Origin of the sequence: Nitrosomonas sp. (assembly GCF_022842015.1) — a bacterium.
Taxonomy (GTDB): domain Bacteria; phylum Pseudomonadota; class Gammaproteobacteria; order Burkholderiales; family Nitrosomonadaceae; genus Nitrosomonas.
Map to the genome: position 1 here is coordinate 1 of NZ_JALHQJ010000022.1, position 20,965 is coordinate 20,965.

The 20,965-nt window shown below is 41.5% G+C and carries 22 protein-coding genes and 1 rRNA gene; 7 read left to right on the forward strand and 16 right to left on the reverse strand.

Translation table 11 applies throughout. The features are described from left to right. Nucleotides 1-421: ribosomal RNA gene (locus tag Q0C11_RS05625) — 16S ribosomal RNA — on the reverse strand; the annotation flags it as partial. Nucleotides 422-742: 321 nt separating this feature from the next. After that, nucleotides 743-1,850 (reverse strand): peptide chain release factor 2 gene (gene prfB / locus Q0C11_RS05630; RefSeq protein WP_293006495.1). Its coding sequence is split into 2 segments (ribosomal slippage): nucleotides 743-1,768 and nucleotides 1,770-1,850, totalling 1,107 coding nucleotides; the frame shifts between segments, so codons are not numbered across the junction. A gap of 212 nt (nucleotides 1,851-2,062) precedes the next feature. Here prfB and ispD point away from each other — a divergent pair. The 6 genes from ispD to Q0C11_RS05660 all read left to right on the forward strand — a co-directional run bounded on the left by ispD (nucleotide 2,063) and on the right by Q0C11_RS05660 (nucleotide 5,769). Next, on the forward strand, nucleotides 2,063-2,767 hold the full coding sequence (gene ispD, locus Q0C11_RS05635; RefSeq protein ID WP_293006497.1) for a 2-C-methyl-D-erythritol 4-phosphate cytidylyltransferase: 705 nt from the start codon (nucleotides 2,063-2,065) through the stop codon (nucleotides 2,765-2,767). Further along, nucleotides 2,764-3,267, forward strand: coding sequence for a 2-C-methyl-D-erythritol 2,4-cyclodiphosphate synthase (gene ispF / locus Q0C11_RS05640; RefSeq protein ID WP_293006499.1), 504 nt, complete (start codon nucleotides 2,764-2,766; stop codon nucleotides 3,265-3,267). Before ispD ends, ispF begins: the two co-directional genes overlap by 4 nt. Then, nucleotides 3,254-3,799 carry an RNA 2',3'-cyclic phosphodiesterase gene (gene thpR, locus Q0C11_RS05645; RefSeq protein WP_293006501.1) on the forward strand — a complete coding sequence of 182 codons (546 nt, stop codon included), beginning with the start codon at nucleotides 3,254-3,256 and terminating at the stop codon, nucleotides 3,797-3,799. The genes ispF and thpR overlap by 14 nt, the downstream gene beginning before the upstream one ends. Before the next feature lie 73 nt (nucleotides 3,800-3,872). Continuing rightward, nucleotides 3,873-4,547, forward strand: a complete 675-nt coding sequence (tsaB, locus tag Q0C11_RS05650; protein ID WP_293006502.1) for a tRNA (adenosine(37)-N6)-threonylcarbamoyltransferase complex dimerization subunit type 1 TsaB — start codon at nucleotides 3,873-3,875, stop codon at nucleotides 4,545-4,547. Then, nucleotides 4,544-4,999, forward strand: a complete 456-nt coding sequence (rimI, locus tag Q0C11_RS05655) for a ribosomal protein S18-alanine N-acetyltransferase (protein WP_293006503.1) — start codon at nucleotides 4,544-4,546, stop codon at nucleotides 4,997-4,999. Before tsaB ends, rimI begins: the two co-directional genes overlap by 4 nt. Continuing rightward, nucleotides 4,996-5,769, forward strand: coding sequence for a uracil-DNA glycosylase (locus tag Q0C11_RS05660; RefSeq protein WP_293006505.1), 774 nt, complete (start codon nucleotides 4,996-4,998; stop codon nucleotides 5,767-5,769). The genes rimI and Q0C11_RS05660 overlap by 4 nt, the downstream gene beginning before the upstream one ends. A 13-nt stretch (nucleotides 5,770-5,782) precedes the next feature. Here Q0C11_RS05660 and lplT read toward each other — a convergent pair whose 3' ends face one another. Continuing rightward, nucleotides 5,783-7,057 carry a lysophospholipid transporter LplT gene (gene lplT / locus Q0C11_RS05665; RefSeq protein WP_293006506.1) on the reverse strand — a complete coding sequence of 425 codons (1,275 nt, stop codon included), beginning with the start codon at nucleotides 7,055-7,057 and terminating at the stop codon, nucleotides 5,783-5,785. A gap of 222 nt (nucleotides 7,058-7,279) precedes the next feature. Here lplT and alr point away from each other — a divergent pair, with 222 nt between their 5' ends. Next, nucleotides 7,280-8,362, forward strand: coding sequence for an alanine racemase (alr, locus tag Q0C11_RS05670; RefSeq protein WP_293006508.1), 1,083 nt, complete (start codon nucleotides 7,280-7,282; stop codon nucleotides 8,360-8,362). 29 nt (nucleotides 8,363-8,391) lie between these two features. On the opposite strand, the gene Q0C11_RS05675 is transcribed toward alr, so the two are convergent. The 13 genes from Q0C11_RS05675 to Q0C11_RS05735 all read right to left on the reverse strand — a co-directional run bounded on the left by Q0C11_RS05675 (nucleotide 8,392) and on the right by Q0C11_RS05735 (nucleotide 20,896). Then, entirely contained in the window at nucleotides 8,392-9,186 is a 795-nt protein-coding gene (locus Q0C11_RS05675) for a peptidylprolyl isomerase (protein WP_293006570.1), read from the reverse strand. Between the two features lie 155 nt (nucleotides 9,187-9,341). Next, the gene (locus tag Q0C11_RS05680) at nucleotides 9,342-9,644 is read right to left on the reverse strand and encodes a YciI family protein (RefSeq protein ID WP_293006572.1); all 303 of its coding nucleotides are present in this window, start codon (nucleotides 9,642-9,644) and stop codon (nucleotides 9,342-9,344) included. After that, nucleotides 9,644-10,249, reverse strand: coding sequence for a septation protein A (locus tag Q0C11_RS05685; RefSeq protein ID WP_293006510.1), 606 nt, complete (start codon nucleotides 10,247-10,249; stop codon nucleotides 9,644-9,646). Before Q0C11_RS05685 ends, Q0C11_RS05680 begins: the two co-directional genes overlap by 1 nt. Nucleotides 10,250-10,324: 75 nt before the next feature. Next, entirely contained in the window at nucleotides 10,325-11,479 is a 1,155-nt protein-coding gene (locus tag Q0C11_RS05690; RefSeq protein WP_293006512.1) for an FAD-dependent oxidoreductase, read from the reverse strand. Between the two features lie 371 nt (nucleotides 11,480-11,850). Next, nucleotides 11,851-12,615, reverse strand: a complete 765-nt coding sequence (locus tag Q0C11_RS05695) for a VacJ family lipoprotein (RefSeq protein ID WP_293006514.1) — start codon at nucleotides 12,613-12,615, stop codon at nucleotides 11,851-11,853. Between the two features lie 233 nt (nucleotides 12,616-12,848). Beyond that, nucleotides 12,849-14,942 (reverse strand): M3 family metallopeptidase, encoded by a 2,094-nt coding sequence (locus Q0C11_RS05700; protein WP_293006516.1) that lies wholly within the window; start codon nucleotides 14,940-14,942, stop codon nucleotides 12,849-12,851. A 68-nt stretch (nucleotides 14,943-15,010) separates the two neighbouring features. Continuing rightward, nucleotides 15,011-16,285 carry a dihydroorotase gene (locus Q0C11_RS05705; protein ID WP_293006518.1) on the reverse strand — a complete coding sequence of 425 codons (1,275 nt, stop codon included), beginning with the start codon at nucleotides 16,283-16,285 and terminating at the stop codon, nucleotides 15,011-15,013. Between the two features lie 7 nt (nucleotides 16,286-16,292). After that, a complete protein-coding gene (locus tag Q0C11_RS05710) occupies nucleotides 16,293-17,252 on the reverse strand; it encodes an aspartate carbamoyltransferase catalytic subunit (protein WP_293006520.1) in 960 nt (319 codons plus the stop codon). After that, on the reverse strand, nucleotides 17,249-17,755 hold the full coding sequence (pyrR, locus tag Q0C11_RS05715) for a bifunctional pyr operon transcriptional regulator/uracil phosphoribosyltransferase PyrR (RefSeq protein WP_293006522.1): 507 nt from the start codon (nucleotides 17,753-17,755) through the stop codon (nucleotides 17,249-17,251). The genes Q0C11_RS05710 and pyrR overlap by 4 nt, the downstream gene beginning before the upstream one ends. After that, nucleotides 17,724-18,221: a Holliday junction resolvase RuvX gene (gene ruvX, locus Q0C11_RS05720; RefSeq protein ID WP_293006524.1), complete on the reverse strand. Its 498-nt coding sequence runs from the start codon at nucleotides 18,219-18,221 to the stop codon at nucleotides 17,724-17,726. The genes pyrR and ruvX overlap by 32 nt, the downstream gene beginning before the upstream one ends. Nucleotides 18,222-18,233: 12 nt before the next feature. Further along, the gene (locus Q0C11_RS05725; RefSeq protein ID WP_293006526.1) at nucleotides 18,234-18,797 is read right to left on the reverse strand and encodes a YqgE/AlgH family protein; all 564 of its coding nucleotides are present in this window, start codon (nucleotides 18,795-18,797) and stop codon (nucleotides 18,234-18,236) included. A gap of 78 nt (nucleotides 18,798-18,875) precedes the next feature. Then, entirely contained in the window at nucleotides 18,876-19,502 is a 627-nt protein-coding gene (coq7, locus tag Q0C11_RS05730) for a 2-polyprenyl-3-methyl-6-methoxy-1,4-benzoquinone monooxygenase (RefSeq protein ID WP_293006528.1), read from the reverse strand. A 101-nt stretch (nucleotides 19,503-19,603) separates the two neighbouring features. Beyond that, on the reverse strand, nucleotides 19,604-20,896 hold the full coding sequence (locus Q0C11_RS05735; RefSeq protein WP_293006530.1) for a (Fe-S)-binding protein: 1,293 nt from the start codon (nucleotides 20,894-20,896) through the stop codon (nucleotides 19,604-19,606). Nucleotides 20,897-20,965: the final 69 nt, after the last annotated feature.

Consider the following 20,965-nt stretch of genomic DNA (forward strand, 5'->3'; position numbering starts at 1 on the left):
CCCGAAGGCCTTCTTCACTCACGCGGCATTGCTGGATCAGGCTTGCGCCCATTGTCCAAAATTCCCCACTGCTGCCTCCCGTAGGAGTCTGGGCCGTGTCTCAGTCCCAGTGTGGCTGGTCGTCCTCTCAGACCAACTACTGATCGTTGCCTTGGTAAGCCATTACCTCACCAACTAGCTAATCAGACATCGGCCGCTCCAAAAGCATGAGGTCTTTCGATCCCCCACTTTCTTCCTCAGATATTATGCGGTATTAGCACATCTTTCGATGCGTTATCCCCCACTTAAGGACACGTTCCGATGTATTACTCACCCGTCCGCCACTCGCCACCAAGTGCAAGCACTCGTGCTGCCGTTCGACTTGCATGTGTAAAGCATGCCGCCAGCGTTCAATCTGAGCCAGGATCAAACTCTTAAGTTCAATTCTGTTAACTCTTCGCTTGACGTTTTGGTAATTGATACAATACTTAATTTATCAACACCTTTAATTCTTGCGAATACTATTTATTTTGAGGTTTTACCCTCTTCACTTTATTAAGTATCCACACCTATCGATTGTATTTTTTTAAAGAGCGTTGCTACTTATTAATACTTGCTAAGCAGCAGAGAAGCGGAATTATACAGACTCTATAGCACTGGTCAAGATATTTCTAACATCATTTTTGAAATAAGAATCCATATAAACCAATCATATTAAAAAAACCCAAGAATACAATCACTCAGTTACTAATACTGATTCGACTTACTTAACACCTTGCTTGAGACTCGCCTCAATAAAATTATTCAAATCTCCATCTAATACATTTTGTGTGTTTCCAACTTCAATATTTGTACGTAAATCCTTTATCCGAGACTGATCCAATATATACGACCGAATCTGATGTCCCCAGCCGATATCCGTTTTATTCTCTTCTATGGCTTGCTTCTCTTCATTACGCTTACGTAACTCTGCTTCAAATAACCTCGACCTCAACATTGCAAGCGCATCCGCTTTGTTCCGGTGTTGTGAACGACCACTTTGGCATTGCACAACTATCCCGGTAGGATTATGTGTAATACGAATAGCAGAATCTGTTTTATTAATGTGCTGTCCCCCAGCTCCAGATGCTCGAAATGTATCGATTCTTAAATCAGCCGGATTGATTTCAATCTCTATACCATCATCGACTTCAGGATAAACAAAAACACTGGCAAATGAAGTATGGCGGCGGTTACCAGAATCAAATGGCGACTTTCTAACCAATCGATGCACGCCGGTTTCTGTCCGCAAAGAACCATATGCATATTCACCAGAGACTTTTAAAGTAACACTTTTAATGCCTGCAATATCACCCGGTGACTCTTCCAAAATTTCCACATCAAGATCTTGCCTTTCACAATAACGTAAATACATACGCTCGAGCATAGCTGCCCAATCCTGCGCTTCGGTTCCTCCAGAGCCTGACTGTATATCCACAAAACAATTGTTCGGATCCATTTGGCCAGAAAACATGCGACGAAATTCTAAATTTGCTATTACTTTTTCAATAGTTTCAGCATCACCCGCAATACTCACAAGCGCCGCCTCATCCATCTCATCTTTAGCTATCTGAAATAACTCCTTAGCATCAGAAAGTTGTTTCTCCATAGATACCAACGTAACAACAGTACCTTCCAGCAATTTCTTTTCACGACCTATTTCTTGAGTACGTTTGCTGTCTTCCCACACAGCTGAATCCTCAAGTAAGCGTGTTAATTCATTCAATCGGATTTGCTTGGAATCAAAGTCAAAGAAACCTCCGTAATTCACTGGCCCGAATATCAAGATCCTGAAGGTGATTCAAAATTGCATTAATTTGTTCTGCTTCCATAAAATTCCACCTTAAAATTTAGTAATTATAACCACTACTGCACTCAAAACTCATTTGTCTTTTTCGAACTCAATTACATCATAATAAGAGACTTATACTGAATAAATAATATAAGTATCAACAATCTCAGACAAAAGAAACGTAAGAAATTATAATTGCTGCATTAATTCTATCAAGCTTGGCGCGCTAATCGACCCCTAACAAGAATCATTATGACAAAGTTTTTTACTTTAATTCCAGCTGCAGGTTCAGGATCTCGCATGAGCAGCGAACTCCCCAAGCAATATTTATACTTAGACAATAAGCCCATGATTTATCATTCAATCAATACGCTATATCATAATCAGCTTATTACAAGCATATTTGTCGTTCTTGCTCCCGACGATTGCGACTGGATCAAGTATGACTGGTCTGAGTTTTCCAGCAAATTAATTGCACTTAACTGTGGTGGCGCAACACGAGCTGAAAGTGTCCTGAATGGCCTCACTACTGCAAAGCAAAAAGGCTTGATTGATACAAATGACTGGATCTTGGTACATGACGCTGCAAGACCTTGCTTAACCGCAGCTCAACTAGAGAAATTAATTAATGAATTAACTCATGATGAAGTTGGCGGGCTATTAGCGGTACCCGTCTCTGATACCCTGAAGCGCAGTAATATCCAGGATCGCGTGACGCATACTGAACCCAGAGAAAACTTATGGCAAGCACAAACACCGCAGATGTTTCGCTATGAATTGCTTATTAAAGCACTACAGAATGCTGAGAAGCTTCACTTTACCGATGATGCAAGCGCAATTGAAGCGCTAGGATTTCATCCTAAACTTATACAGAGTGACGCTTACAACTTTAAGGTTACCTATCCTAGAGACTTGGCATTAGCAGAATTAATTATTCAACAAAGGAACAATCCATGAGTACGATGAGAATAGGTCAGGGCTTTGATATACACCAACTGGTTGAAGGCCGTCATTTGATTATTGGTGGAGTAACAATTCCTTATGATAAGGGATTATTGGGTCACTCTGATGCAGATGTGTTGCTACATGCCATTTGCGATGCCCTTCTTGGTGCAGCAGCACTGGGAGATATTGGAAAGCATTTTTCCGATTCTGATCCTCAGTACAAACATATCGATAGCCGAGTGCTACTACGCAATGTACATCGCTTATTGGAAAATTCTCAGTATAAAATCATTAATATTGACGCAACCATTATTGCTCAAATGCCTAAAATGGCACCGCATATCTCTGCCATGATTAGCAACATTGCACAGGATCTACAAACTCAAACCAGCAATATCAACATTAAGGCTAAAACTGCCGAACATCTGGGTGCAATTGGCCGAGGAGAAGGCATTGCTGCTGAAGTCGTATGCTTAATTGATTTTATGGAAAGAAATCTTGACCAAGAGTAACGAAATAGAAAGAAAATCAATTCGGGTATTCTTTGCGATCTTGCCTAACAAACAGATACAAAAGCAATTGATACACCATAGTGAAACGCTTGAACCTATTTGCGGTGGCCGTAAAGTTAGAATGCAACATCTTCATTTGACATTGCTATTTTTAGGAAATGTCGAGATTCATCGGATCCAAACACTACAGCAAATCGCAGAAAATATTTCCGCAAAAAAATTTGCGTTTAAATTGGACACAATCGGCTATTGGCGACACAATCATATTATTTACATCCAATCAAAAAAATTCCCCGCAGAGCTCTTTTCATTTGCCGGTTCATTAAAGTTTGCGCTGTCAAAAGGTGGCTTCACATTTGACAATCGCGCCTACAAACCACACATCACTATATTCCGTAAAGCCATCCATCATGTTAGCACTGACCTTGTTAAACCGATTCAATGGTGTGTCAATCAATGGTTCCTCGTACAATCGAAACCGACATACAGCGGGGTCGAATATATTCCACTCAGTCATTGGTACTTAAAGTAGGCAGATTTCTTTGATAATTAAATATTCCACGACATTTTATAATATCTCCTGATATCTCAGCTCTGCAACCACCATGAAAATTCTCGCTTTTGAAACCTCTACCGAATTTTGTTCCGTTGCGCTTCAGCTAGGGGAAACAGTAATCGAGAAAGAAGTTCACGCAGGGCAACGCCACTCAGAAATGCTTTTATTTATGATTCAAGAAATACTGAAAGAAGCAAAATTGACATTGCAGCAAATTGATGGCATTGCTTTTGGCGCCGGACCGGGCTCTTTTACTGGTTTACGCATCGCATGCGGGGTTGCACAAGGCCTAGCCTATACCAACGGCATCCCGGTTATAAGAATCAACACCTTAGAAGCTGTTGCGCAGAAAATAGCCAAACAGAAAGTTATTGTGGCGATTGATGCTCGTATGGGCGAGATTTATCATGCTGCCTATCAAAAAGTAACGAACCATAGCTGGGAAATTGTTAGCTCACCCATTCTTTGCCTACCGCAGCAAGCGCCTGCTCTATCTGACACTAATACTAATTGGCATGGCTGCGGCAGTGGGTTTGATGTTTATCACGAAGAATTATCGTCACGCTACCGTAAGAATCTCCAACAAATTCACCGTGATCTTCATCCGCATGCCAAAGAAATCGCCCGGCTCGCACTGCTCCATCCTGGTACCGATCCAGCAAATGCAACACCAATATACTTACGAAACAAGGTAGCACTAAAAGAAAACGAACGACAATTATGATATTACTGCGAGCTGCTAACATCAGAACAATGCATCTTTCGGATATAGATCGCATTATACTTATCGAGCGTGAAATTTTTCTTTTTCCATGGTCACCAGGTAATTTTTCCGATTCTATTAAAGCAGGCTATGTATGCCAGGTGCTCGAGCAAGACGATACACTTATGGGATATGGAATCATGATGAGGAGCCCCGAAGAAGCCCATGTACTTACACTGGGCATTTCAGCAGATTGGCAAAAGAAAGGCTTAGGCAAGAAATTACTTCAACATTTTATTGAATGCGCTAAAGAGCAAGCAGCAAAATCTATATTTCTCGATGTGCGCGAATCCAATCATGGCGCTGCACAGCTCTACAAACGAATGGGTTTTCATCAAATTGCCACACGAAAAGGTTACTACCCCGCCATGTGTGGCCGCGAAGATGCACTTGTTATGCAACTGGAATTATGAATAATCGACGCAGACAAATACTTAAAGAATTAAATCTGTTGCCAGCATGGTATTTTAGATCAGGTGCTTCGCACTTTAACCAGTTATTTCATCCGGAATCTGCTAAAAGTGAAGATATTACATCTTCGTTCACGCTCAAAAAAGAGCCGGAGCAATCCAACGAAATTAATCAAATGAATTTGGATCAATTGCGACTAGCAGTGTCACATTGCACTGCCTGCTCTTTGAGTAAGACTCGCACGCATACTGTATTTGGTACCGGTGATGAGAACGCAGGCTGGTTATTTGTTGGCGAAGGACCTGGCGCAAGAGAAGATGAAACGGGTGAACCTTTTGTAGGGCAAGCTGGGAAATTGCTTGACCAGATGTTATCAGCAATTCAGTTAAACCGGGAGCATCTGGTTTATATTACTAATATCGTCAAATGCCGCCCCCCCAATAATAGAAACCCTAGTACACATGAAGCTAAGCAGTGCGAACCTTTCCTGACTAGGCAAATCGCATTGATCAAACCAAGAATTATTATTGCATTAGGTAAAGTTGCCGCACAAAATCTTCTTAAGTGTGACAGCAGCATTTCCGGTTTACGTGGAAAACTACATGATTATTCAGGTATACCATTGATTGTCACCTATCATCCTGCCTATTTATTGCGCGCTCTTCCGGAAAAGGCCAAAGCCTGGAAAGATTTATGCTTCGCCCAATCAGTCATGAAATCATTGATTCAGAATCCCCTCTCACTTGATGATACTTCCCAATCAACTGACTAATTGATGCAATAAACTAGCGTACTTTTCTTGTACCAATCAGATGCAGTGAATCTTCCTTACTTTGATTTAGCAGGTGCCATTTTCTAACCAACGTCATCATGACAGAAACAAATAATCCAAAAACAGCAATAACGATATAGATATGCACTTCAAATAAAATTAATAAAGCATAAAACGATAACAATACTAAAATACTCAAGTTCTCATTAAAATTCTGCACTGCGATAGAGTGTCCGGCACCCATCAAAATATGCCCACGATGCTGTAATAAAGCATTCATCGGCACCACAAAAAATCCCGCTAGTCCGCCGATTAGTATCAGCAAAATAATAGCTATCCACAAATCCGTTACTAAAATCATAGCCATGACAACAATGCCCATTGCAATACCCAATGGAATAACTGTTACTGATTGCCGCAATGAAATCCATCGAGCTGCCATGATAGCACCTGCAGCGATACCTAAAGCCACTACACCTTGCAGTTGTGCCGCTTGGTTGAGCGGGTAATCCATTGCCACTTCGGCCCATTTCAATATAATAAACTGAAGTGTGGCACCTGCTCCCCAGAACAAAGTGGTCACCGCAAGAGATATTTGTCCGAGTTTATCTGACCACAACAATTTAACGCAGTGACTAAACTCATGAACCAGAAAAAAAATATTTCTCTTAGGAATACGATGATCGACACCTGTATTAGGAATATACAAATTAAATAATGCCGCGATGGTATAAATGATAGCTATTAAAAAAATCCCACTTTCCAGCGCATTGTCTATTCCCGTCTCTATAAAGGGAAAATCAAATTCCAACAAAGCATTTGCAACCGAAGGAGTGATTAGTATGCCACCTAAAACAGTTCCTAATACAATAGATGCTACCGTTAGCCCTTCAATCCATCCGTTTGCAATTACCAGTTTTTCAGGTGGCAATAATTCTGTCAATATGCCATATTTAGCAGGCGAATAAGCGGCAGCACCTAATCCTACAACTGCGTATGCGGCTAACGCAAAATATTGATGCATAGCAACAAATAACAAACCACAACCGGTAATTTTGATGGTGTTGCTAATAAACATGACCCGCCCTTTTGGCATAGAATCAGCAAATGCACCAACAAATGGAGCAAGAATGACGTAGAACAGCACAAAAACAAACTTCAACATGGGTGTTAAATAGGCGGGAGCATGTAAATCAATTAACAAAGCAATCGCCACAACGAGCAGCGCATTATCTGCAAGTGAAGAAAAGAATTGCGCTGCCATAATTGTATAAAACCCGCGTTTCAAACTTATTCCCTGTTATCTTGGCTCTTTACCAATAGTTATTGGTTAAATTATTTTCTAAGACTACTTAAAAACAAAACCTTAACTCGTTTTTTATCGATAATTTCAATTAAGTTTATGAGATTAGCATATTATGCAAATTACCGAAGCATTAACAATTGAAAATATATTTTGCACACTGGATAAGAAACTCGCCGATACTATTTATTTTTATCATAAAATTTAATGTCACGCCCTATTCAAGCAATTATTAACCATTCTGCATTAGCGCATAATCTGAGCATAGTCCGTCAATACGCACCCCATACACGCATTTTGGCAGTTCTAAAAGCGGATGCGTATGGCCACGGATTACTTCATACTGCAAGCGCACTTAAAAATGTCGATGGATTTGCACTACTGGAATTAGATGCCGCGATAACCCTACGTACTGCAGGTTATCAACAACCCATTTTACTTTTAGAAGGCTTCTTTTCTACTATGGAAATAGCTTTAGTTGAACAGTATCAATTGAGCACCGTCATTCATCATACTGAGCAAGTATCGATGCTATCTGATTCCAAAAGTCGCAAAATAGACATATTCATAAAAGTTAATACTGGCATGAATCGCTTGGGATTATCTCCCAAACAGTTGCCACAAGTTATTCAAGAATTAAGAAATAATCAACAGGTAAAAAATATTACACTCATGACGCACTTTGCCAGTGCTGATGATCCCCATGAAAGAGCAAGTGTTTTTCGTCAGCTTCAATGTTTTCAAACTATCACCGAAAAATATAATTATCCATGCTCCCTTGCAAACTCAGCTGCTATCGTCAACTATCCTGAAACCCATAGTGATTGGGTACGTCCTGGAATAATGTTATACGGCGCTTCACCTTTTTCAGATAAAACTGCAGCAGATCTTAACCTTCTGCCAGTCATGACACTATCAAGCAAAATTATTGCAATACATGATTTGGAAGCTGGTGATAAAGTCGGTTACCATGGGCTTTTCAAAGCTGATTATCGAATGCGCATTGGTATTGTTGCGTGTGGTTATGCCGATGGCTACCCACGCCACGCCCCCACCGGCACACCCGTATTGATTAATAATCAACGTGGTCGATTACTAGGTCGAGTATCCATGGATATGCTGGCTATAGATCTTACTGGAATTGAAAACACTAAACTAGGAGACCCAGTTGTTCTTTGGGGTAAGGGTATGCCTGTCGAAGAAATAGCTACCTACGCTGAGACTTCCAGTTATGAGCTACTTTGCGGACTCGCTGCGCGGGTAGATAGGAAATTTCTTAAGTCGTTTTAATTCCCAACCCACCCGACATCGGAAAGAAATTATTCTACTTTTGCTTTACTGCGTAAATCTTGCACTACTGTAGCAAATTCACGTTGCAATACACGCTGTTGTATATTTTGTTTTACTTCTTCAAATGGAGGAACTTCCATGGGACGTATATCCATCAATTGAATTACATGCCAGCCGAATGAGGTCTGCACTGGCTGTTCCGTCAAGCCTCCTTTCGATAGTTTCACGAGCGCCTCAGAAAATGGCCGAACATAAGCAGCAGGTGGACTCCAATTTAATTCTCCGCCATTTTCCTTACTCCCATCATCGATAGATTTTTCTTCAGCAATTTTAGCAAAATTACCGCCTTTTTTGAGACTAGCAACAATATCCCGTGCTTCATTTTCGTTTTCCACAAGAATATGGCGAGCTTTGTATTCTTTATCACCCATCTGCACTTTTAGAACATCGTATTCCTTACGTAAAGTATCATCACTAACCTGATTATTTTTTATATAATCGGCCTGAAATGCTCTAACCAAAACTGCTTGGCGTGCTATTTCAAGTTGCGCGATAACTTCTGAATCCTGATCAAGGCGCTTTTTAACTGCCTCTTGGGCAAGAATCTCTTCTGCAATCAGATTCTCACGTAAAGCTTTTCTCATCTCTGGCCCATCTGGCTGTCCCTGTGCCACATTAGCTTTCACCATCAATTCCAAGCGTGACTGTGGAATTGCAACACCATTTACTTTAGCCACAACTCCTGATGACTGAGCCTGTACAGATAATGCAATTAAGCTCCAAACACTAATTATCATTACTTGTGAAAATTTCTTCAAACGCATGGAATTTCCTTTTTTATGATTGGGATAAAATTTATATTCACCAGAATATAGCATCAGTTTAAAGTATACGCCTTTACTTGTAAGACGTGAACTCAATATGCCACTATTTCTAGTGAAGTCACTTGATATTATAGAGAAAAATACACTCTAAGTTCTTACTCAGGAAAAACCTTTTTAAAAGGTTTAACTGTTACTCTTTGGTAAACACCCGCACTAACATAGGGGTCCTCATTAGCCCAAGCCTGAGCTGTCTCCAGAGATTCAAATTCTGCCACTATCAAACTGCCCGAGAAACCAAGTGGACCTGGATCTTGATTATCAATTGCAGGATAAGGTCCCGCTAAAATTAGTCGGCCTGCTTCTTGCAATGCCCTAATTCTTCTTAAATGTTCTGATCGAACTGATATTCTTTTTTCTAAGCTATTGGGTACATCTTCTGCATTTATCGCGTATAGCATCATTGTTTCTTTCCAATCTTATTGTCTATTTTTTCAATCAGATTATTTTGTTCATCTGCAGTCAAGATTCTCTCAGGCACTTGCTTCAAGTATGTTCCTAATATCAGGACTTGCGAAATTATAAACACAAGCATTATTCCCGTAGCACCAAATAGTTTAAATGTAACCCACGTATCTGCTGAGAAACTAAAGGCAACATACAGATTAATCCCTCCCATGAAAAGAAAAAAAACTACCCAACTCAGATTAAGTATATTCCATACTGCTACAGGCAAGATCATTTGCTTTTCAAGCATTAATCCGATCAAATTCTTTCTAAGAAACAAACTCGATACTAGCAAAACAGATGCAATCAACCAATACGTAACTGTTGGCTTCCATTTAATAAATGTTTCATCCTGAACTAATAATGTAGCTCCGCCAAAAATTACGATAATCACCAGGTTTATCCACACCAGCTTTTCTATTTGATGCTGTCGGAACCAAAGCCAGACAATTTGTACGATAGCCGCTACTGTCGCGACAGCAGTTGCAATAAAAATATCGTAAAACTTGAAAGTTATAAAAAATAATATTACTGGAAAAAGATCAAAGAAAAACTTCATTGTTGCAAGTATTCTATATTTATTTTGTTATCCATTGTCTTAAAGAACACTAAACATTAAAAACGTTGCTTATTATCACTTCAGCACCACAGGTAATTGAGCGGTTAGGTTATTTTTTTCCTTGATCGCCGTACCCAATAATGCATACCCCAATATATTTCCTGCGTCATCTTGATAAAGTGCCTTAACACCATCTTCCACAGTTTCAACATTCCATTCACCTTTAACGCTAAAATCTGGCGGAGACACTACTGTTGGGCATGATGGGGTTTTTACAATTACTGGCATTGCCGGATAATGAATCTGAGTAGGATTACCTGTAACTGTTGCAGCTAAAGCTCGCGCTGCATGCGTAATCGGCATTACAAATGGCAGTACTTTTCCTTCTATTTCAGCACAATCACCCAATGCATAAATATCGGCACGATGAGTTCGCAGCAAGCGGTTTACAACGATTCCACGATTGACTTGAATTCCAGCTGCGGCAGCAAGTTGCGTGCGCGGTTTTAATCCAACCGCTGACAATACAATATCAGATTCGATTAATTCGCCATTATCTAGCGTCAGACGAAATCTCCCTTGCTGTGTTTGATCTACCGACCGAGCCGTTGTGTTTAAATGAAAAAATACGCCAGCAGCTTCCAATCTCTTCTGCATAAATGCTCCTCCCACTCGCGGCAAGAGACGGCCAAGTGGTTGCGCGCTCATATCAATCACATCAACTCGATAACCATTCGTTACCAAATCATTCGCAAATTCACAACCAATTAAACCAGCTCCTATAATACAAACTCTCGTTCGGCCAGTTAGCACATCCCTAAATTTTTTATAATCATCAAGATCATTAACAGTTAATATCTCTGCTATACCATTTCCTGACAACGGCAAACGTACTTGGTCAGCGCCCAGTGCCAGAACCAACTGTCCGTACACCAGCCGTTCGCCATCAGTCAAAGTTAACTCATGCCTCTCTTGATCTATCAAAGTTACCCGGCAAAAAGGGCGAATAGACATCTTCAATTGCGATCCCATTTTAACAGCATCTCCATTCAAAATGGACTCAGGATCCTTACCTGATGACAGTGCATTCGATAGCATAGGCTTGGAATAAAAACCACCATGATCTGCTGATAACATTACTATTGGTAACGCTGTATTCAGCTTGCGTATTTCACGTGCTGCGGCATAACCCGCCAAACCACTCCCCACAATTATCACTGAATTTTCCATCAATTCATTTCTCCATCATTTCAAAGCACACTTGAAACACTCCACACTTTGGGCAAATCAACTATATGAAACAGCTTCACATCTCAAGTGTCTATTCTAATTCCGTGTGTGATTTAAGTGTGTGCGCCATAACATGAACATGACCAGACCGCAATCGCATTGTCATTGTTAGTGTTTCCGTCCCTTATTTTTATTTTGGGATTAAAAAAAGCACATCGGATCCGGAAATACTTCCTTCTCAATGCGCTTTTTTGGTATGTCAACTAATGATCAATAAACTAATTTATTATTCAAATTCGTAGCAAGTTGTAGTGTTGATGCTACTTTTTCAATCCCGAAATTTAAAAAACACATCTGCTTAACGTTTATAACTATTTTTCTTCACTACTATTATTTACTAAGCTAGTACGTCTTTGTAAATATGCATCACGCATGAATTCATATTTATCCAACGCAGCTTCTTCCAGTGTTTTCTCAACATCTAACAGCTGTGCACGTGTATCTACAGCTCTCGCTGCTGCTATTGGAATACGCACAGCAGTTGAATTAATATAGTCCACATTATGTAGAAAAACCCCTGTCACTCCTTGTGTAACAGGATCCATAAAGAAACTATCAACGGCAACGCCAAAAGTATCACGCACGGAACTCGGCCCCAAGAAAGGTAGAACCACATAAGGCCCGCTGCCAATTCCATAATGCCCCAAAGTTTGACCAAAATCCTCATTTCGCTTGCTGAGATTCACATCACTAGCTGCACTTATATCGCTTGCAATATCGATCAAACCAAAAATACCAAAAGTGGTGTTGATAAGTAGTCGAGCGCCAGTGGCAAGTGCACTCTCATAATTTAATTGAAGAATAGAGTTCGTTATCACCACCACATCGTTAAGGTTTGAAAAAAAGTTCCCCACCACCAGTTCGAGGGGATCAGGCATAATCTTCTTGTAACCTCTAGCAACTGGTTCGAAAACATTGTCATCGACCATCTCATTAAAACTAAAAACAGCACGATTCATTGGTTCTAGAGGATCGTAAGTACCGTTCTCGTTATTGAGTTTCGTAGTGGCGCAGCCAGTTAAAAATACACCGACCAATAAAATAGCGACAATTCTGGAATGGATCATATTAATCATACTCTTATTTTAGTAAAAAATTTTATGGATCTTGCCACACTTATAGAATCGGTTCAATACGAACAGATCCAAGGTGATACCTTTGTTCAAACCAACTATGAACAAATGCTACTTCTTCTCTAAACATTAAAAAGAAACCTTATGAATTAGATCTCAAGCTTCTGGTATACGACAGATTAATCAGGGTATTTAACAAAAATTAATTGGCTAAGTACTATACATTAATTTTATATTTAAGCCACCCCCATTCCATTGTGGCGCAACAACGCATCCAATTCTGGCTCTCGCCCCCGGAAAGCTATAAATGACTCCAATGCCGAACGACTGCCCCCCACTGCAAGAATCTCTTCAAGAAAGTGCGATCCAGTCACTGCATTAACTACCCCAGTCGATGCAACCTCTTCAAAAACACTATAAGCATCCGCCGAAAGAACTTCCGCCCATTTATAACTGTAATAACCAGCAGCATACCCCCCCGCAAAAATATGCGCAAAGCTATTTGGGAAACGGTTAAAATCAGGCGGAATGATCACTGCCACCTCACTTCGAATCTCATAAGTTAACTGTAGTACCGTCTTGTCACCATCCGGTTTATAATCAAAATGCGCATGCATATCAAATAAAGCAAACTCAATCTGCCGCAACATTTGCAACCCACTTTGGAAGTTTTTTGCTTCCAACATCTTATCAAACAAAACCCTAGGTATGGATTCTCCGGTATCAATGTGGTGCGTCATTCCGCTCACCACATCCCACTCCCAACAAAAATTCTCCATAAACTGGCTCGGTAGTTCTACCGCATCCCATTCGACACCGTGAATGCCAGACACGCCTAAATCCTCAACCTTTGTCAGCAAATGATGTAACCCATGGCCAAATTCATGGAATAAGACAATTACTTCATTGTGTGTGAATAATGCAGGACGTAACTGTTCGTTAATTGTCAATGGTGCCGAGAAATTGCATGAAAGATACGCAACTGGTACTTGTATTTTGTATTTTCCGGTTTGCTGATCATCGATTCGCCGCCGCGTAACTGCTTCGTCCATCCAAGCGCCGCCTTGCTTGGTAGTCCGCGCATACAGATCCAAATAGAATTGACCGATCAGTTGTCCAGAAGCATCCAGAATATCAAAAAACTTAACATCGGGATGCCAGCATTGAACATCGCGCGAAGCCAATACAGGAAGAATTTGAATGCCATACAACTTTTCCACCAGCATAAACATACCAGCGAGTACTTTATCCTCCGGAAAATACTGTTTAACTTCCTGATCTGAGAAAGCATAACGTTCCTCGCGTAATTTTTCACTGACATAAGCCACATCCCAAGCCTCAAGTTTTGGCAGATTTAATTTCTCGGCTGCAAATTGCTTAAGCGCTTGCAAATCTCTCTCGGCATACAACCTTGCCTTAGCCGCCAGCTCCCTCAGAAAATCGAGAACCTGTTGTGGAGAGGTTGCCATTTTTGTCGCCAACGAAACTTCAGCATAATTTTCATAGCCCAGCATTTGCGCTTCTTCTCGGCGGAGCCTCAAGATCTTGTTAATAAGGAGCATATTATCTTTATCCGATCCAGCTTGGCTATCAAACTCACTGGCTCGCGTAACATAACCACGATACATCTTCTCACGCAAATTGCGATCGTCCGCATATTGCAGCACAGGAAGGTACGAAGGCATATGTAAGGTAAACTTCCAACCTGCTTTTGAGTCTGCCGCGGCCAATTCCTTAGCCGCCTGAAGCACATCAACTGGAATACCCGTCACGGTTCTAACATCCTCAACCAACAATTCAAATGCATTCGTTGCGTCCAGTAAATTGTCATTGAATGCTGATGATAGCTTTGATAATTCTTTCTGAATCTGCAAAAATCGTTGTTTCTTTTCAGACGGCAATTCCGCACCACCTAAACGAAAATCTCTCAATTCATTTTCAATGATCTTCTTTCGTGCCGGAGTCAAAAGACTGAACTCCGAGCTTGCACGCAATTGCTTAAATTTTTCAAACAGCAATACGTCCTGAGACAACTCAGCATAAAACTGAGTGATCAGAGGTAAATTGGCATTGTAGATTTCCCGTAACTGTGCAGTATTCATCACCGCATTTAAATGCGACACTTGACCCCAGGCGCGTGACAAACGCTCATTTGCATCCACCATTGGTTGCACAAAATTCTGCCAAGTAGGCGCTTGAACATCTGCCCGCACTTTTTCAATTACTGCACGATTCTCTTGCAATAGTGTTTCAATGGCTGGTGCAATATGTTCATTCGTTATTTCTGCAAAACGAGGAAGCCTGGAAAAATCTAGCAATGGGTTCGGCATGTCTCTCCAACTAATTGAAAAATATTTCTTTGTATTATCGTTAATAAATCAGAAAAGCATGATCGTATTCAATGTTCATAAACAATGCGACCATTCACCAGGGTATACTTAATTCCACCCGGCAATTCCATGCCCATAAAAGGCGTATTCTTGCCTTGACTTAAAATGGCAGAGGACGTCACTTTCCAATAGTGATCAGGGTCAAAAATACAAATATCCGCCGCACTTCCGATGGACAAATGCCCTGCATCAATGCCCAGAATCCTCGCTGGATCGGAAGTAATCTTTGCTAAGATTTTTGGCAAAGATAGGTGCATTTCTGTCCCCCATTTTAATGTTAAGGGTAGCAATAATTCTACGCCCGTTGCTCCGATATCAGATTGACCGAATGGCAACAGTTTGGCATCTTCATCTACTGGTGCGTGATCGGAACAAATGGCGTCAATCGTACCATTCAACAGACCCTGCCGCAACGCATCCCGATCCTCAAAACCACGCAATGGTGGCATTAAATGACAGTTGGAATCAAAGAAACCAATATCCATATCTGACAGATGCAAATGATTAATTGTCACATCACATGTTATCGGCAAACCCTGTTGCTTGGCAGCACGAATCATCGTCAGCCCTTCAGCACTGGAAATTCGGCACAGATGCACCTTAACTCCTGTTTCTTTGGTCAATAATATAATGTTGGAAATAGCAATTGTTTCTGCACAAACAGGGATTGTAAGTAGCCCCAATCGGGTTGCAACTTCACCATCATGCGCCACGCCATCACCAGTCAAACTGATTTCTTGAGGGCGTAACCACACGCTAAAATCAAATGTAGATGCATACCGCATAGCCTGCATTAACACCCGAAGGTTTGGCAACAAGCCATCCGGCTGACCAAAAACCACACAACCAGCGTCGTTTAGTTCCGCCATTTCGGTCAATCGCTCACCTTTCAATCCTTGAGTAAGCGCACCAATAGGGTATACATGGGCTTGATTCAGATTCTTGGCGCGATGCTTCAACATTTCTACCAAGCCTGGCTCATCCAGTGGTGGATCCGTATCCGGCGGACAAGCTATGCTCGTTACACCACCGGCAACGGCCGCATTCATTTCGGATTCAAGGGTAGCCTTATATTCCAGCCCTGGCTCACGCAAGCGCACGGATAAATCGACCAGACCCGGGCATACAATTAACGATTGAGCATCAATTATACGGCTAGCTTGAAATTTAACAGGGACCTCACCTATTCCGACAACTTTGCCTTTAGCAATAAAAATATCTTGAATAGAATCAATATCGTTTCGTGGATCAATAAAACGTCCATTCTTTATATGAATTCTCATGCAATCCTTAAACCTGATTGCCTGTCAAAATTGACATCACAGCCATGCGCACTGCGATACCAAATGTCACTTGAGGCAAAATCACCGATTGTTTACCATCTGCAACTGCTGAATCAATCTCTACGCCACGATTCATTGGCCCAGGATGCATCACTATTGCATCGCGCCGGGCAAGTGACAACTTCTCCGCAGTCAGCCCATAATATTTAAAGTATTCCTCAGCGCTAGGCAAATTTGCACCTTTCATCCGCTCATTCTGCAAACGCAGCATCATCAATACATCAACATCTTTCAATCCTTTTGCCATATCGTGATAAACATGCACGCCAAGACGTTCCACCATCTTGGGTAGCAAAGTTTTCGGCGCAATGACACGCACTTCTGGAACACCCAATGTCGTTAATGCATGAATTTGGGAACGCGCTACTCGGGAATGCAAAATGTCACCGATAATGGCAACACGTAAGTTACGAAAATCATGCTTGTATCGCCGAATCGTGAACATATCTAGCAAAGCTTGCGTCGGATGCGCATGGCTCCCATCCCCAGCATTGATCACATGAATGTCTGAGCGAACATGTTTTGCAATCAGGTGAGCAGCACCACTTTGCGCATGTCGCACAACAAACATATCTGCATTCATTGCAGAAAGATTGTCCACGGTATCCAACAATGTTTCACCTTTAGATTGTGCAGAAACCGCAATATTTAAATTGATGACATCAGCTGACAAACGTTTGGCAGCAATTTCAAATGTTGTTCGTGTGCGCGTACTTGACTCGAAGAAAAGATTGAATATCGACTTACCACGTAACAATGGTATTTTCTTGACATCACGTTCAGTAACTCCCACAAAAGATTCTGCCGTATCCAGAATATGCAACAGTATAGACACTGGCAAACCTTCCGTCGTCAATAAGTGCTGCAGCGCACCATTTCCATCCAATTGCGGATTTCTATTGATCATTCCGGAGAATTCTTATCATATAAATTCAGGCTTAACTTGCCATTTTCTTCCTGCTTCAATTCCAACATCTTTTCTGCAGGTAGATCAAGTTCCACACCAATATACTGGGCCGCGATCGGTAATTCCCGGCCACCACGATCGACCAAAGTTGCCAGGATAATCGATGCCGGCCGACCGTAATCAAACAACTCGTTGATCGCTGCACGAACGGTACGTCCAGTGTTCAGCACATCATCGACCAGCAGAATATGCGCCCCCTCCACTTCAAAAGGGATTTCTGACGGCTTAATTTGTGCATGCAAGCCAATCTTATCGAAATCATCTCGATAGAAAGACACATTCAATATACCGAGCGGCTTTGTGATTGCCAAATCTTGGTGCAGACGTTCTGCCAACCACACCCCGCCTGTGCGAATACCAACCAACGCATAATCCCTATTGCCATCGGTTTGTATTTTTCTTGCAAGGTTATTAAAGACTTTCTCTGCGTCCGGTAATTGCATGCTGTTCATCAAAAAATGATTGAAGTATTTGTTGTGCGGCTATTTGATCTAATACTGATTTTTGCTCCCTTCCAGCAACACCAGCTTCACGTAAAGCAGCACTGGCTGTTTGACTCGTATAGCGCTCATCTTGCATGACTACCTGGATGTTAAAACGTCCTGCCAGACGCCGTGCAAAACGTTGACTTAATTGAGTCAATTCATGCGCGGTTCCATCACTATGTAATGGCAAACCCACTACAAATAATATGGGTTGCCAAGCTTCGATTAATCGGGCAATCATTACAAAGCGCTTATCCGTCACTTCGCTGTCAATTGTAATAAGGGGATGCGCTATACCTAGCGCTGTATTGCCGATGGCCACTCCTATGCGCTTTTTTCCAAAATCAAAAGCCAAAACAGATCCATCAGAAAATTGCCCTATTGGCTGGCTTATCTGTTGGTTTTTCGATAATTGTTCTATCATTGGCTTCTATGCTTAAGCATGCCCGACTTCATTGGACAGATTTGCATAATTGTTAATTCCCAGTAACTGCATTGCAGCCGGTAGTCTTTCTTCAGAAGGGAGCTCAAATATTACGTCTGTTGAAGCCGGCACAGTCAACCACGCATTCTGAGCCAACTCATGTTCAATCTGACCCGCCGCCCAGCCCGCATATCCCACCGCAACTATAGCTTGATCAGGTCCATCAGCATTGGCGATGGCTTTTAGGATATCCATCGATGTAGTTAAACCAATCTCTTGATTCACGCTCAATGTTGATTGCCAGCTCCCTGCTGGACGATGCAAAACAAATCCGCAATCCAACTGTACAGGCCCGCCAAATAATACCGAGGTCGATTCAGCAAGAGGGTCCGTTGATGAAATGCTCAACTGCCTAAAAAGATTGATCAATGTCATATCGGTAGGACGATTAATGACAATCCCCAACGCCCCTTGCTCGTTATGCTCACAAACATATGTCAGTGTTTTAGAAAATATTGAATCCGCCATTGCAGGCATCGCAATTAAGAAATGATGTGTTAAATTAACATTTTTCATAGCAAAAACTCTATCTTCTCAAAACGTTATGATTTTTATTCTTTATTTATCATATAAAATTATTGAAAAATCTTTTACTTAAATCCAGTATGCCGTTTGAGTCATTACTTTTGATCCTAGTTTCATAGTAACTTTCACTGGGAAAGGCAACTCTACACCGCCATGCGACAACGCCATCGTTGCATGACTGGCTTCATCAATTTCCATTTGCTTCACTATAGCGCGACTTCTTCCGTCATTATCGGGTAATCGCTGCAAATGGCTGGATAAGTGCTCCCCCACCTGATGCTCTGTCTCAGCAAGGAAACCAAGATTCCATTTATCCCCTAACATTCCCGCGAACATTCCTATCGCGAAAGATCCGCCATACCAAAGTGGATTAAGCACGCTTTTACGGCCGCCCAGTTCAGCAATGCGACGTTCTGTCCATGCCAAATGCTCTGTCTCTTCACGAGCAGCTTGTAATAGTGTTTGTTGCACCGCCTCATTACGCGCTGTTAATCCTTGCCCCTGGTAAAGAGCTTGCGCACATACTTCACCCACATGATTCACTCGCATCAACGCACAAGACAATCGCTTCTCTACATCAGTCAGAGCTGCTTCTGGCAACTCTCCACCCGGAACAGGGCGCACAGTCTGCGCCGAAGTTAGTAAAGTACGTAAAGCACTATCAAAACCAATAATAAACTTATCAATATTCATCATTATTTCATATCTCAATTAAGAACAAGAATCATAAAAATCACACCAAGATTCTCAGATAAATTGTAATTTTAATTAATTTACATATTAGCAATCTGTTTTCATTATAATTCCAACCCCATTTGCCTTGCCAGCAATGTCACCGGATGCAACACTTCTATCCGCACCCCGTCTTCATACATTCTATTTGAAAAATGCATCGCGCAACCAATATTTGAAGTAACTAGAAATCTGGCTCCGCTTACTTTAAGCGCCAATATCTTGTCATTCAGCAGCATATTAGCAATATCTGGCTGGTCTAAGAAATAAGTTCCTGCAGCGCCACAGCATTGATCATTACCTGGCAATGATACTGCTTGCGCACCTGGAATAAGTCCGACCAATTGATACGGATACGCTTGTTCCCGCAATACATTACGCTGACTACAGGGTTCATGCACTAAAATTTTTTCCGGTAGTGCTGCTAGACTCACACCATCCCATCCCCCACTTGCGATCAAAAATCGGCTGATATCTGCAATCCGAGCACGATCATTAGCCACTCCGGATTCAAGCAATTGCACGCCGCACCCTGTTGCTGTGCTGATAATCGCATCAATATTGTATCTCGCAAAAGCAGATTTATTCTGACGCGACAACGCAGCAGCATCCTTTACCGCTCCGTCATGCTGATATATAGCACCACAACACACCTGATCGACTGGGACACGCACCGTATATCCCAAATGATTCAACACATAAATACATGAATTTAACGTCGCCACATCAGTTAAACGCGCCACGCAACCTAAAAACAACCCAACCTCTCCACGCTTTTTGCTTATTGCTGGGTAAGTCTCTTTCCAAAGATTATTCTTACCATACTTTTCGCCAGCCAATCCCGCTTGCGGAAATTTAATCAATGGAAGCTGTGCGACAAACTGCAAAAGTTTATTATTACTCAAATAACTCGATTTCTTCATCCAGCGCAACCAGCCTTTCTTTTGTACAAAATAAAACAAACTACGCAAACGATCCAACCGCACCGGCTGAGTAAGCAATTGTCTTTTCAGAAAACTTAACACAAAAGGCTTTTGGGGCAATTCAACAGATCTTGGTTGGTCAGCAATCAATACACGCATGGTATCAATCAAATTTCCATAAGCCACATTATTAGGACAGGCAACTTCACAAGCCCGGCAAGTCAAGCAACGATCCATATGTTGAATGAATCGTGCATTCAATGGAATTCGTCCATTAACAAATCCATTCATCAAATTAATACGCCCACGCGGAGAGTCAGCCTCGGATTTCAGCAAGCGATAAGTGGGGCAATGCGGCAAACACAATCCACACGAAACACATTGATTTGATTCATTGTTAATCAAATCTTTTGAAGATTCTGAAAGCAAATTCAATTGATCAACCCCGCAAGTTTTAGCTTTAGCACAACCACCCAACTATTATTAATAAGCCAACAGTTTCAA